The organism is Flavobacterium sp. UBA2787, from assembly GCA_002352205.1.
Classification (GTDB): domain Bacteria; phylum Bacteroidota; class Bacteroidia; order Flavobacteriales; family Flavobacteriaceae; genus Flavobacterium.
Genome location: DEHZ01000015.1, coordinates 445,088 through 459,301, shown reverse-complemented (window position 1 = coordinate 459,301; position 14,214 = coordinate 445,088). Strand labels below are relative to the sequence as shown.

Sequence of the window (14,214 nt, the reverse complement as noted above, 5' to 3'; positions counted from 1 at the left end):
TACATTTTTTTTCTATTAGTAAAAATAGAAAAATAAAAACAACAAAATCCATAATATATCAAGAAAATGCCAAAACATCGCACCTAGCTCAATTCCAAGGGTTTGGGTTGAATTGTATTTTTGTTTAAAATGATTATAAATTATAATTAAAAGTGCTATTAGCCCTCCAAAAAGGTGAGCCATATGCAAAATTGCTATGATGTATAGAAAAGAAGTGTTTACTGTACTTTCGCTCCCAGTAAAAAAATATCCTTTTTCGATGATTTGACCAAATCCTATAAATTGGAAGATTACAAACAAAATTCCCAATCCTAGTGTTACAAGTAGCCATAATGATGTTTTGCTTCGATCATTTTTTCTAATTGTAGTTAATGCCATATGAAACGTTAGGCTACTAATTATAATAATTATTGTACTGATGATGAATGCTTGAGGCAACTCAAAATCTTTAAGCCAATCTTTTCTCGAAGTACTCACGATGTATGCACTGGTTAATCCGGCGAACATCATTACCATGCTAATCATAGCAAACCAAAGCAACAATTTATACGATTGTCCTTTTCTATTTTCGTGTTCTTGAACGGTCATTTCCATAATTATCGTAAAAATTTATCCGCAATATAAACCAACTGGAGAAGGGTTATATAGCTCACACTAATCAACATTAATTTTCTGGCAGCTTTGCTGTCGCGTTTTTTATACAATTCAAATGCGGAGTATAACATCCAAATTCCGAGCAAAAATACAACAATTGCTGAAACCGGCGTTAAATATAATCGACTTCCTACTATTCCGATGTGCGGAAAAATTGCAGGCAACAACGAAGCAATAATCAACCAAATGGTATATAAAATAATTTGCAAGGCTGTTCCTTTGTCTTTTTCTCCGGTTGGTAGCATAAAAAAACCTGCTTTTTTGTAATCGTCATACAAAAACCAACCAATTGCCCAGAAATGAGGGAATTGCCAAAAGAATTGAATTAAAAATAAGGTTCCTGCTTCTAAGCTAAAATCATCGGTTGCGGCTACCCATCCCAACATAAAAGGAATAGCTCCCGGAATGGCTCCCACAAAAACGGAAAGTGGCGTAAGGGTTTTTAAAGGCGTATAAACACTGGTATATAAAAATATTGAAATCGCCCCAAACATCGCTGTTTTAGGGTTTATCAGATATAAAATTATCAATCCAATTAGGGTTAGAACCGTAGCCAAAATAAATGCTGAGTTTACCGACATTCTTCCCGCAACAATTGGTCGGTTTTTGGTTCTTTCCATCAAACTGTCTAAATCTTTTTCAATGATTTGATTAAACGCATTAGAAGCTCCAACCATGCAATATCCACCAACGGAAAGCATTAATAGAGTAATCCAACTGAAGGTTGAAATATCTAAAATACCTAAAAAGTAACCTGCTATTGAAGAAAAAACAACGCTAATAGACAACCCGGCTTTAGTGATTTGCTTGAAATCAAAATAAAGAGATTGAATTGTAAACGAATTGTGGGTAGCGTTCAAGACTTGTTTCATTGTTTTTAAACTTCGGCAAAGATACAAATTAGAAACTTTAAAAAGAATTGAACAAATTAGAAAATTGGTGTTAAATTAATAATCAAAATACCAATTAAATAAATCGGCTCTCAATCCAACAGAAAACCAAGTGGTATCCTGCTTAAAAGTTGTTAGCGTATTTTGTGTTGGATCAAAACTTCTATAAATCAAATTGGCAAAAACTTTTAGGTTTGAAGCAGGATTTACTAAGTAACCCGCTTGCAAATCGGCAATCATGATTGTGGTTTTGTTACCTTGACCAATGCTTACGCCGGTATCAAAAGGTCTTTGATCATCATAATCTTTGTAAATGTTTCCTCCATAATTCAAGGAATTTTCTGCTGTGTCAAAATCCAAACCACGAATACCGTAGGTTAATTTTGCATCACCAAACCATCTTCCTTTAAAATAACGGGCAATGGCTACGACTTCTCTGGCATTTCCACCCCATTGATGACCTAAACTTTGGTTATTGTGACCATAGTTTGTGATTGGAGTGCTGTGTGAATAAACATAAGGCCTGATGTGGTTATATTCTACTTGTAGCAAAAGATTTTCTATATTAAAAGCATTATAATATTTTGCACCTACTTGATAGCCAAATTTATTTTTCCAACTTTGATTAGCTTCTTTCACATCTGCTAATGAAAATTCATCAATTAAAAATTGACCATACAAACCAACTTGATTGCTCCATTTATATTTTGCGGTTAATCCCAAAAGAGCATTTCCTGTTTTGGAAGATGAATTAAACTCAACTGTTCTGTAGAAAATTATTGGATTTACAAAACTGAAATCGAAACCTCTGTCGTTAGTATTTGTCCAAATTACAGATTCAAAAAAACCGATATTTAATCGTTTAGATGCATTCCAACTTAAATAATGATTGGCCATGTATTTGGTTGAATACGTTCCGTCGACAGTTACTTCCGGACGGATATCCTTTAACCACATATATGTATTAGTATATTTTATCTTCCAAAAAGTTGTATTGATTTTGAAATATGGATACGGACTAGCTCCATCACTTGTTAAAAGCGAACGATAACCATCACCAATAAAATTTCTTCCGTAACCCAATTGAAGGTTAATAAAATCACTTGGTGTGTAGGTTAAATTTGCTTCTGATAATGGAAAATCATACGAATCGTCTTTGAATCTTTTAGCAATCCCAACTCCGGGAATTACGGCTGGATTTCCACCCGAAGGAGCAATACTTTCGGCATATTGGTTGTAATAATCAGCAAATCTTCCTTGACTTTCATAAATGGAAGTTGTAAAATTTAATTGCTTTCCTAAACCTCCTTGAATTTGAAGTCCTCTGGTATTATGATACGTATAACTTGCTTCGCTTGGACTACTTTTACCGACTCTTAAATCTAAAATCGGATTCATCGTAAACCAATAGTCTTTCCCTTGAATGGCCACTAAATTTTCGTTCCAAAATTTTCTTCCCCACCAACCGGTTTTATTTTTCATTAATTTTTGATTGGCTTCTTCCAAATTATAATATTTATTTACTTCGGAATAAGTATATGGTTTTGAAGCCGTGTGATTATTTGAGCCAACTTGATTTAAAGCTGCATCAAACTGAGCATAATTACTGTGGGAAAAAGGTATGTTTAAATGACTTTGAAATTGAGGATTCGAAAATTTTTCATATTTGATATTGTCGTATTCATCCAATTCATTTTTATTGACTTTGAATTCGGTAGTACTTTTTTTAGCAGCTTCTTCTTTTGCTAACTTTGCCTGAACCGGATCTTGTAAGGGTATATTTATACGAATAGAGTATCTTGAATAGGTAGGATTTCCTGCATACGTTGGTGGACCAATAGAATCCATTTCACTAAAAACACGCTTAATTTCTTCGTTCAGTTCAGGATAAGCTGCATCCGAATATTGCATGATGAATTTTCCTTCACTATTAACTTCAAACAAAACAATAAAATTTCCTTTAAAATTATTGTCTATCACATTTTGTGGAACTTTAAAATTTGTGAAAACCTTTTGTTGCACTTCATCATAAAAACAGCTCTCTAATTCTTCATTGAATTTATTTTCACAAGATGGAAAAACCGGAAACTGTTCTACTTTTTTGTCTTGAGACCACAAAAAATTGGAAAACACAACAACTAAAATAATAATATAATTTTTCATTTGAGTCATAATTAATAATTATTAGAAGCAATTAATCCTTTTGCAATTGCTTTTGCTGAAGAAGTTCCAATTCTTTTAACGCCAAGATTGATCATTTCGATTGCTTCTTGATAGGTTCTAACTCCTCCAGCCGCTTTTACCGGCAAAGGCGAACTATTTTCCAACATCATTATTACTGTTGGAACTGTTGCTCCATTCGGTTTATTATCTTGTGTTTTGTAAAAACCTGTAGACGATTTTACAAAAACCGATGAATAAAAATCTTCCTTAAAATTAGCAATCACCACATTTTTTATTAATGCAGATAATTGAATGATTTGTTGATCTGAAAGAGCGGCAACTTCAATAATCCACTTTACAGTTTTGTGATGTGATAAGCCAAGTTGAGTACATTTTAAAACTTCTTCTCTCACCTTATTGGTTTCACCGGCTTTGAACAATTCATAATTGCAAACAAAATCCAAATCATCTGCACCATCTTCAATTGCTTTTGTTGCTTCGGATAGTTTTTCTTCTAGAGTTGCAGTTCCTTCATGAAAACCAATAACAGTTCCAATCAACACTTTTGATTTGGCTTCGGAAATCATTTTTTTTGCCAATGCAACCATGTCCGGTCTAATCATAATGAGTTTGAAGTGTTCTTCAATGGCTTCTGAAATGAAACCTTGAACCACTTTTTTATTTTCCTCAAAAGACAATCCGGCTTGCTCAGGTGTTTTTAAATAGGTTGAGTCTAAAAAATGTTTGATATCCATTGCGTAAAAATAAAAAATCCCACCGAAGTGGGATACTTTTTGGGTATAAATATTTTAATTATTTAATTTAAACGTAATTGGAATTTTATATCGCACATTTACCGACTCCCCTTTTAGTTTTCCAGGTTTTAAATTTGGTAATTTACTGATAACCCTCAAGGCTTCTTTTTCTAAATCTTTATCGTTGAATTTGTCAGCATTTGCAGGTTTTACTCCTGAGATAGAACCGTTAGCATTGATAATAAATTCAACTAAAACTGAGCCTTGTTTATTATTTTCTTTCGCTCTTTCGGGATAACGTAAATTTCTTTGCAAATACTTTTTCATTTGCTCATTGAAACAGGCTCTTTGAGCATCACCTTTTAAACCTGAACAAGCTACAAAAGTTGGTAATTCGTCTAATTCACTTCCATCATATAGTTCCTTTTTAATTGGTAAAGCAGCTATTGGTGTTGATGTAGTTTCTGGTTTAATTATTTCTTCAATTGGTGTATCATCTGGAGTGGATGTTTCTAAATCCTCAGGATCCGGATTATTATCATCAATCGGTGTAAAATCATTAATTACAGGTTTTTTTGGTGCCTCTTTTGGTTTAGGTTCTGCCTTAGCAATTTCTTTTTGAGGTTCTTTTTCAACGGTAAAATCATGAATGAAGGGCTTCTCTGAGATGTCAACAGGTTCTCTTCTCTCAAAGGTATCAAATTCAGAAACTGGAGTTTCTAATTCAATAATAAAATAAACGGCAATTAAACTTGCCAAAAGCCCTAATTGGAAATAAATTTTTCCGTTGTGCTTTACGTTTGGGTAGTCATCTAAATTTCTCATGGTTTCTATGGATTAGTTATAAAAAAAAGAAACCAAAATTTATGCCAAAAAAAATAATCCACTCAATTTGAGTGGATTATAAGTTAATTTATCTAAAAAATTATTGATCTAATTTGAACGTAATCGGAATACTCATTGTCATTCTTACTGGCTTTCCTCTTTGTTTTCCTGGAATCATCTTAGGCAATTTAGTCATAATTCTTTTAGCTTCTTTTTCCAAAGACGGATAAGGTGCTCTCATATTAGCAATTGTTACACTTCCATCTTTTTCAATAACAAAACTCACGAATACTTTTCCTTGATGACCTGCATCTATTGCAGCATCTGGATAACTAAAATTTTTCTTGATGTGTGCTTGAATTTTATCTTGAAAACATTCTTTTCTTTTGTCTTTTGGAACGCTTTCACAACCAGGAAACAATGGCACATCTTCAATAATTGCGAATGGCACATCAACATCCGGTTCTTCCACTTCGGCTACAACCACTTTTTCAGCTTTTACAACTTCTTCCTTTTGGTTGGTTTCTGTAGATTGAATTTCAACTTCTTTGATTTCCTTTTTATCTTCTACGATCTTAATTACCTCAGGAGCTGGCGGTGGCGGCGGTGGCGGTGGCGGTGGTGTATTCAATTGAACTGTCACAGGAACATCCTCATCTAAGAAACTGTTATCTACAGATTTAGTAAGTCCCGACAAATCTTTTTCGTAAGTTTTTAACTCTATTGCTAGGTATGATAATATTGCAATAGCAGCTAATCCAAGTTGAAAATAGAGTGCACTATTTCTTTTAGGATCAACATTAATGTTCTTTTTTGGTTCCATGATTCGTTAATTGAGTTGCTAATATAGCTATTTATCAAAAATATTAAAATTATTTTATAAAATTTAACCTTTCCCTATTTAAGAAGACTACAATTGTAGCTACCAAACTTCCAAAAGAGTTAACTAAAGCATCTGCAAATTCAGGCTTTCTGTTTTCAGTTAAAACACCTTGCAATATCTCAATAATTATGCCATAAAAAACCGCAATTACAAAAGAAATAACGAGAGAGCGTTTTACACCAACTTTGTCAACAAAATTCAAAATAAGTAACAATGTTAAAATAAAATAAAATATAAAATGAACGTATTTGTCTCCATTTTTAGGAGAAATTTTTGGCAAACCATTCAAACTTACCAAGCTTAGTGTTGTGATAAATACAATCCAAAAAACCAAGGCAAGAAGAAGAAAGTTTTTTTTATGCACCAATTAATTCTTTATAGTCGTCGCTGCTTAATAAATCAGCAAAATCAGCCGGGTTTGAAACTTTAATTTTAATCATCCAACCATCTCCATATGGATCTGTATTTACACTTTCAGGCTTGGTTTCAAGATCTTCATTAAACTCTATAATCTCACCTGCTAATGGTAAAAATAAATCTGAAACGGTTTTAACAGCTTCTACTGTTCCAAAAACCTCGTCTTTATCTAGCGTTTGGTCAAGGGTTTCAACTTCCACATAAACAATATCGCCTAATTCTTTTTGAGCAAAATCTGTGATTCCTACTGTGGCAACATCCCCTTCTAAACTAACCCATTCATGGTCTTTTGTGTACTTTAAATTTGATGGTATATTCATTATTGTAAATTGTTTGTACAAATGTAATTTTTATAGGATTATTTTAAACTATTTTTCGGTTAATTTTTCTGTTAATTTCCAAAATTATATCGCAAGGTAAAACCGGCTCTAATGTTGGTTAATGGGAAAGCTGTGGAAATTACTGCTTTAGAAAAAGTATGGTCATAAAAGAAAATAGCCGTAAGATTTTTACTAAAAGCATAATCAGCTGTTAATTTTGCAGACCAAATATTCTGTCCGCCGGATAATTGATTGTTATCATAATCTAAATAGCGTACGATTGTTTTATTATCTCTAAAAGAAAAATCCGTTCTAATGTTAATATCACTTTTAATAACTCCTTGCGGATTATCGGCTAAAGCTGAAGTGAAAGTTACATCTTTAAATCGGAAACCTAGTCCAACCACATATTCTAAACCTTGAATTTCTGTTAGTAAATTATTATCAAAACTCATAGACAATGCTCTGTCTTTTTTCATTTCAGCTAAAAACTTGAAAGAGTTTTGCATTTCAAAATCAACACGAATTAAAGGATTGAATTGCTCAACAAGGTTAACATTTTGCACAAGTGTTTTATTGTAAAAATTACCCCCTTGATCTAATTGATTAGGATTTTGTTCGTATTCAAAATTAGATCGGAATGAATTTATTGTGTATGCTGCTTTGTAACTGTGTTGTAATGAAAAGCGTTTAAACCTATCTTTAAAGAATTTATAACGCATTAAACCGCTATATTTAACAGTCCAATTTGGAAGTGGAATGTCTCTAAAAGCACTTAATGAAACTCCTCCCGATTCTTTACCCGAATAGGCTGCCAAGAAAGAAGGAATTAAAACTGCCTGACTATTTCTACCAAAACCAACCGGAAAACCAAAATTTGGATCTGAAGAATCTGTAATTCTTGGAATATCTCCAACATAATATTGTGCTGCCAAACGATTTGCAACATCTAAACGATTATCTCTAAAATCTTGAAAAGCAGCTGAATTAAACTCGTCACTTTTGCTGAAAGCAGTTTTTATTAACACGGTAGAAATTGAAAAATTTCCGGTTGTATATGGCGATCTTGAATTATAAATACCGCTTTCCACATCATATTGTTCGGTATAATTCTCCATATAATTTCTATCGGCAGTTAAGTCGATAGTAAAATCCGGAAACAAATCAACTTTTGCTGTAGCGTTTAATTGTTTTGTAACAACTTGCGTAAAGTTTTGATTAAACTCAGGATAAATAGTTAACCAACCTCTTCGGGCAGCTTCGTATCGCACATCATCTTGAAGTCCAAAAACGAATCCCGTAGTTGGTTTTGAAGTTCCGAAAAAGCCTAACGATTGTGTATATCCCGGTAAAACAGTACCTTCATTTTGAGTATAATTTATTTGGATGTTTTTTACACTCGTTACAACTCCAATCAAACCATCAAGAAATACATTTCCTTCCGATTGTTGAGGCTGTCTGGTGCTTACAATTTTTTCGCCAGGTTTTGGTGCGGCAGGTTTTGGCTTTGCGGCAGGTTTCTTAGGTCCTTTTGTTAAACCAATATACTTATAAAACATATCCATATTCATGGTTGCATTTAGTCTATGCGAAGCAGAATTTTGAATAGTATTTCCTAAATCAAAAACAAATCCATCTTCTGTTTCAAATGTAGATAAAGCATCGGAAGAACGCATCCAACTATAGGTTCCTGTGTATGAATAATTCGATTTTAAGAAACTTAAAAAAGGTAGTTTATTCAAAGGAAGTTCATAATTCAACACAAATTGTTGGTTATGTTGATCGGGTGTACCAACACTCCAGTAATCGTCAAAAATTCTGTTTTCTTCTTCCGGAAATCCTTCATCATCAAAATAGTTTCTAACAATATTACTTCTACTTACTGTATAATTAAGTTTTAACGATTTAGTTAAATTAAAATTGAAACCGTATTGATAGTTAAATAAATAATTTCTTCTGTATAAAGCAGATAAAGGGATTCCTTCAACTTCAACCTGTCTAAATTGCTGACGGTTAAACTGTCTTATTACATTGCTACTAAAGTTAATGTTAGACGGAAGGTAATTAAAATTAAAGTCACTCAATAATTTCCAATATTGAGATTTCTTCATAAACTTATTACTTTTTAGAGGCTCAATCGGCTTGTTTTGGAAAGTATGTGCATAATCCACCGATGTTCTGGTTTGCTGATCAATAAAATCTTCAATTTCATAATTATGCTTTTCTACTTCATTAAACGAATGAGAAAGCGTGAAATTTTCAACATCATACACACGAGCTTTTTGTTCCGCTCCTCGTTCTTTTCTAACACCTATAAAGTTTATACTTTTTCGTTTGGTATAATCGACCGCTCTTTTTTCAATATTTTCTCTTTCTGCAGCATCTGGCGTAATATCCAACAACTGTTCAAGTCTTATATCTTGGTTAAAAGGATCATATTCCGGTGTGATAGTTTGTTCACCAATAGCATAATTAAATGGTAAATTGATTCCCCATTTTTTTGGGAGCAACTGGCCAACATTAATATTTGTAACAATATCATACTGTTGCATATCTTCACGACTTCTTTCATTTACACCTTGTTCTAAAGCTCCAAAACCAATAGTACTCATTCGTCCTGTGGCTGAAACAGTGGCAAAATCTGCTGCATTGGCATCTACATTCAAAATAGCTGCATATCCTCCTTTATTTTTTAAACCGGCTACACGTAATTCGTTGAACCAAACTTCTCCGCGAATACTTTCTAATTCAACTTGACCGGTTTTGGCATTTCTCAAACCAATCATCAACGTTCTTACTAATCCAAAGTTTGGATTACCTTTTATACCTAAACGAAGTTTATTTGGTTTAGACGCTGCCGAAGGATCCAATTGATCTTCATCTTGGAAATAAATTTCATCGGGATTAGGATTTGCTCCATTGATGGCTAAAATTTTAAGTTGAGTAAGCAAGGCTAAATTCAAATCGATTTCATTTGCTTCGGGCCAAACTTCTTCCGGAACAGTTGCTCCGTGAGGTGTAACTTTCAGCGGAATTTCAACTTGATAGAAGTTTTGTGTAAAGTCATTTCCAAAACGAATAAAGGCGACCATTTCATCATCCAACAATCTATCCGCATCAACATTATTTTCTATTGCTTCGGCATGGATAAACATCTTTAGTTTTTCAAACTGACGCATATCTACCTCTAAATTTTTGAAAACAGCTCTTGAATCTTCAGGCTCCAAACCACCGGGAAGACTTGTATTCTTTTTAGCAACACGAAGTGAAAGTGATTGTTCGTTTTGATTGATAACTGTATTATTGTTATACAATTGTTCACGATCCACTCCTGGCGGCATTACATATCGAATAGGTGTTCTGTTGCTGTTTTCTTGAATATTAACCGACTGAACATCAAAAGCGGTATTATCATCTTCGTCTTCTTCAATTGTTTCATTTGGATCTAATGTTCCTAAATATCTTCTCCATTCACCACGAACTAATTCTAAAACACCAAAACGAACTGTCATTTCTTCGGTAAATCCGGTCATGAACATTCTCATGAATCGAATGGAACGAAAATCTGAAATACTTCCTATCTTGTTTTGAAATTGAGACACAGGAATCTTAAATTGAAGCCATCTCGCTTCAGGTAAACCAGGACCGCTACTGCTTGGTGGAGTTGCAGGAACAGAAACAATGTCGGTAATATAATTTTGACCAACAGTCATGTTAGGAGAAACATCAATTTTATATTCAAAATACGCATTAATCGTATTCATCGTATTATCTCTGTTGATATCTTCCGCATCAGGCAATGTTGAATTTCCTCGATTATTATCAGAAACATTCACCGGAGAATTTCGTTCTAATCCGTTATAATTTTTGTAGCGTTCGATTACGTCACCGGTAGCATCCAAATAGAATTGATAGTTATCTGCAGCAGGATCTTCAAAAGAGGAGAATTGAGGTGGTAATCCATCCAATTGAGCTTCTTCTTCATCATTTACTCCATCTAAACCAACATCTTGCAAAGCTCTGTTACCATCTTCGGTATCAAAAGCATAAATTAACGATTGAGAAGCAGGAACTTTACCCCAGAATGTAGGAATGGTAGGTTGTGTTGAACCAACTCCCGGCAAACCATTTTCATATTGTTTTCTTCCGTCTTTTAAAACATCTTCTGAAATTTCTCCTAAGTTTAAATAAATTTCTCCTGTATTTGTTGGATTAAACTCATCTGTTCCGTGATAGGGATCCATCATCCAAAACTGAATATACTCCACATTTCCTTGCTCGAAATTGGTAGAATTGATGGCTCGCATAATTCCTCCAAAGTTTGTTTCCGGATTTGGCAAGGTATTATCCGTTGTTGTATCAGGATTGTAATTGTATGGACCTCTTTCCGTTGGAAAATAGGTTAAATCTAAGGTATTAATAACCGTTTGTTGACCTTGAGCGATATCGGTTACAGGGAAAATTTCATTAATGAAAATCCTTCTGGTTTTATTCAATGCCATTTCTTCGTCAGAAATACTGCCGGGTCTCTGACTAGTATAAAAAATTGGGTCAACGGTGTACCATGCTAATTTAGCTCTTTTAAATCCGGTATTTCTTCCTGTTAAGGTTTCACCAAAATTATAAGTACTTTCATTATTGTGAAGTGGAACACTAGATAAGCTCCAAGCCAAAGCTGATTTCATATCGATAGTGGTTTGAGAACCTTCAAAATCGTCTACATATAATGTGGATTCGCCATCAAAATTATCTGCTTTTGGTGTATCTGGTTTTAAGAATGCAACTTCACCACGTACTGAAATATTGGAAGGAACATCTGTATCAATATTTGGTAATTTATTTACTAATCGTGTTAAAAATGGTAGTTCTGTTGAATAATTTCCGTTGAATCCAAAAATAGAATTATTGACCGATTCTTGACCAAATGTTGATTTCTGAGTAAATGGTCTTTCGGTCATTCTCAAATAAGTTGCACCTATTTGAAACTTTTCTGAAAATTTATGATCAACATTCACACCCATAAATCGTCTGGTTTGCTGACCGAAAACGGAGTTGTTTTCTACCGAAATGTTAATTGGTGTTCCGGAAGCCTGAAGTGAAGGATCTAAAATTCTAACTCTTCCAAGTTGATAGTTTACGGTATAGTCAATTCCTTCTGCTAAAGTACGACCACCAGCTGTTACAACTACAGAACCTCTTGGCACGTTGAATGCTCCAATTGGAATTCCATCGCCGCCTGTTGATTTATAACGTCCACGTAGTAAAAACTTATTTTTTTCGCTATCCTGAAGTGCAGCTGCTTGTGTGCTACGGTACATACTTCGAAAAACATATTTATTTTGATTGGCATTATATCCTGAAACTGTGTTGTTATAATCTTCGCCCGGATTTGATTTTAATTTTTCAAATAAATGTTCACCAAAAGGTTCTACGGTTGTAAAAATCAATCGCCCGTTTTGACTGTCAACTGTTAAACCGGGTATGAAATCATAGAATCCATCTCCACCTTGTTGCGGGTCATTGGTGTAATTTAAACGGTCAACATTAAAAACTCTTAGCAAAGGTGTTTCCGAAACTTCATCTTCCGGAGAAGGTAATGGACTGGTTAATGTAATATAATTTAAAGGGGATGGATCTGAATACAAGATATTAAATCTAAAATCCTCTTGTTCCAGTTGAAATGCTCCAGGTATCTGATAAATGTTTTTCATCATCAAATTCCAAATTGGCATATCAACATTGGTTAAATTGCTTTTCAACATCTTTAAAACCAAACATTGTGTTACCGGAATATTTGTTCCAGAATCTACAACTGTTGATTCTACACCGTCATTTCCAAACTCCCCTACTTGATAAACATCATCTCCAATTGTATATTGATAGGCCACCGCAATCACTTCATCATTTGCTAATTTTTGTTGAAGCGAAATATATCCTAATTGTGGATGATAGGTAAATTCGTTAGTTGTTAATTTTCTTGCATTTTCCAGTTTTGAATAGTCTAATCCTTCTACTGCATTGTAGTTAAAACCTTCATTTGATGTTACTATTTCTCTGATTTGCGGACGTAATAAACCACTACCACTTTGAATCAAAGCAGGGTCAAAATCGTTGTTTGAGTTTTTGGAAGGCGTATTGCCAATTACATTAAAAAATCCTGGTGGAATTGGACTAATTCCAACCACTTCATCATCAGTCAATCCGGGTAATTGAGCTTCACCTAAATCTTGAAGAGCGATAATGTTTCGTAAATTATTCCCCTCTTGTGAAGTGTTAATTCTGTTTTGACGATTCGTAATCCATACTTCAATACGTGTTATTTGTACACGGCTATCAATCATTGGGTATTGTCTCAAAGAGGCATCATATCGACTTCTAAAATATTGTGAAAGGAAAAAGTGTCTGTCTGCATCATATTCCAATGCAAACATTTGAAAGTCTTGCACTGTTCCACCACCTTCAGCGGTTACGGATCGAGTTTGCGATTTCTGTTCAGAAAAAACACCGGTAATCGTTGTTCTTCCAAATTGTAATTGAGCTTTTACCCCAAATAAACTCTGTGCACCACGAATTAAAGTATTATTTAGCGGCATACTAACGTTACCTACTTCTAGTTTTTGCAAAATAGCATCTTCTTCAGGTGCATATTCTAACTTAATCAAGTTTTGAAAAGCAAACGTTGATTGAGTGTCATAATTGGCATTCACGTTCAATCGCGTACCCACTTTTCCGGTCAAACTCATGTTTATCCGTTGGTCAAAATCAAAAGTAGTTGTCGTTCTGTTTCGTGGTGAAAAAGAAGGATTATCTTGTTTAGTATAGCGAACTCCCAAATCCATTTCAACCGATCCACGTGGCTGAACATCAATGGTATTACTTCCAAAAATAGTTTCAAAAAAACCGGAATTTATATAATATCGCGGTAATAAATCTTTTTTACCTTCTTCTGAGCCTTCTTTATTACCATCAATTGCATCTAATTTTTGTTTAAAATAATTACGCATCGATTCACGAAGAACCAATTCTTCATATTCTTTTGGTGTTAAAATAACAGGATAATTGATGTTGAATTCACCTAATTTACTGTTGTAAATATAACGATCAGTAACCGGATCATAGGTGTAAGCGGAGACAATACTTGGTGGATTATTTAATTCTACTTTTCCAACATTATAACCAACTGAATCTATGGGAGTTTCTAAATCATCATCTTCTTGTGAAAATGCGGCGAAACTTAAAAGTAAAATGAGCCAAAAAAAGCATGCTTTAATTGACACAACAAAATTATAATTATACGTAGTTTTCAA

Annotated in this window: 9 protein-coding genes; all 9 read right to left on the bottom strand. The window is 33.8% G+C overall.

The genetic code is table 11. The annotated features are described in order from the left end of the window. Positions 1 to 15: 15 nt before the first annotated feature. On the bottom strand, positions 16 to 594 hold the full coding sequence (locus B4N66_RS15110) for a cytochrome c oxidase subunit 3 (protein ID WP_291095887.1): 579 nt from the start codon (positions 592 to 594) through the stop codon (positions 16 to 18). Positions 595 to 596: 2 nt separating this feature from the next. Further along, entirely contained in the window at positions 597 to 1,514 is a 918-nt protein-coding gene (gene cyoE, locus B4N66_RS15105; RefSeq protein WP_291095933.1) for a heme o synthase, read from the bottom strand. 87 nt (positions 1,515 to 1,601) lie between these two features. Then, a complete protein-coding gene (locus B4N66_RS15100; RefSeq protein WP_291095885.1) occupies positions 1,602 to 3,707 on the bottom strand; it encodes a gliding motility protein RemB in 2,106 nt (701 codons plus the stop codon). 11 nt (positions 3,708 to 3,718) lie between these two features. Continuing rightward, positions 3,719 to 4,462 (bottom strand): deoxyribose-phosphate aldolase, encoded by a 744-nt coding sequence (gene deoC, locus B4N66_RS15095; protein ID WP_291095883.1) that lies wholly within the window; start codon positions 4,460 to 4,462, stop codon positions 3,719 to 3,721. A 54-nt stretch (positions 4,463 to 4,516) separates the two neighbouring features. After that, a complete protein-coding gene (locus B4N66_RS15090; protein WP_291095881.1) occupies positions 4,517 to 5,287 on the bottom strand; it encodes an energy transducer TonB in 771 nt (256 codons plus the stop codon). A 100-nt stretch (positions 5,288 to 5,387) separates the two neighbouring features. After that, a complete protein-coding gene (locus tag B4N66_RS15085; RefSeq protein WP_291095880.1) occupies positions 5,388 to 6,110 on the bottom strand; it encodes an energy transducer TonB in 723 nt (240 codons plus the stop codon). Positions 6,111 to 6,159: 49 nt separating this feature from the next. After that, positions 6,160 to 6,534, bottom strand: a complete 375-nt coding sequence (locus tag B4N66_RS15080) for a VanZ family protein (protein WP_291095878.1) — start codon at positions 6,532 to 6,534, stop codon at positions 6,160 to 6,162. Further along, positions 6,527 to 6,907: a glycine cleavage system protein GcvH gene (gcvH, locus tag B4N66_RS15075; RefSeq protein ID WP_291095876.1), complete on the bottom strand. Its 381-nt coding sequence runs from the start codon at positions 6,905 to 6,907 to the stop codon at positions 6,527 to 6,529. The genes B4N66_RS15080 and gcvH overlap by 8 nt, the downstream gene beginning before the upstream one ends. Before the next feature lie 71 nt (positions 6,908 to 6,978). Beyond that, positions 6,979 to 14,214 carry a cell surface protein SprA gene (gene sprA, locus B4N66_RS15070; RefSeq protein ID WP_414654156.1) on the bottom strand — a complete coding sequence of 2,412 codons (7,236 nt, stop codon included), beginning with the start codon at positions 14,212 to 14,214 and terminating at the stop codon, positions 6,979 to 6,981.

Bases quoted from the DNA above. Each gene is read 5' to 3' on its own strand.
- B4N66_RS15110 (WP_291095887.1), bottom strand. From the start codon at position 594: ATGGAAATGACCGTTCAAGAACACGAAAATAGAAAAGGACAATCGTAT.
- B4N66_RS15100 (WP_291095885.1), bottom strand. From the start codon at position 3,707: ATGAAAAATTATATTATTATTTTAGTTGTTGTGTTTTCCAATTTTTTG.
- deoC (WP_291095883.1), bottom strand. From the start codon at position 4,462: ATGGATATCAAACATTTTTTAGACTCAACCTATTTAAAAACACCTGAG.
- B4N66_RS15090 (WP_291095881.1), bottom strand. From the start codon at position 5,287: ATGAGAAATTTAGATGACTACCCAAACGTAAAGCACAACGGAAAAATT.
- B4N66_RS15085 (WP_291095880.1), bottom strand. From the start codon at position 6,110: ATGGAACCAAAAAAGAACATTAATGTTGATCCTAAAAGAAATAGTGCA.
- gcvH (WP_291095876.1), bottom strand. From the start codon at position 6,907: ATGAATATACCATCAAATTTAAAGTACACAAAAGACCATGAATGGGTT.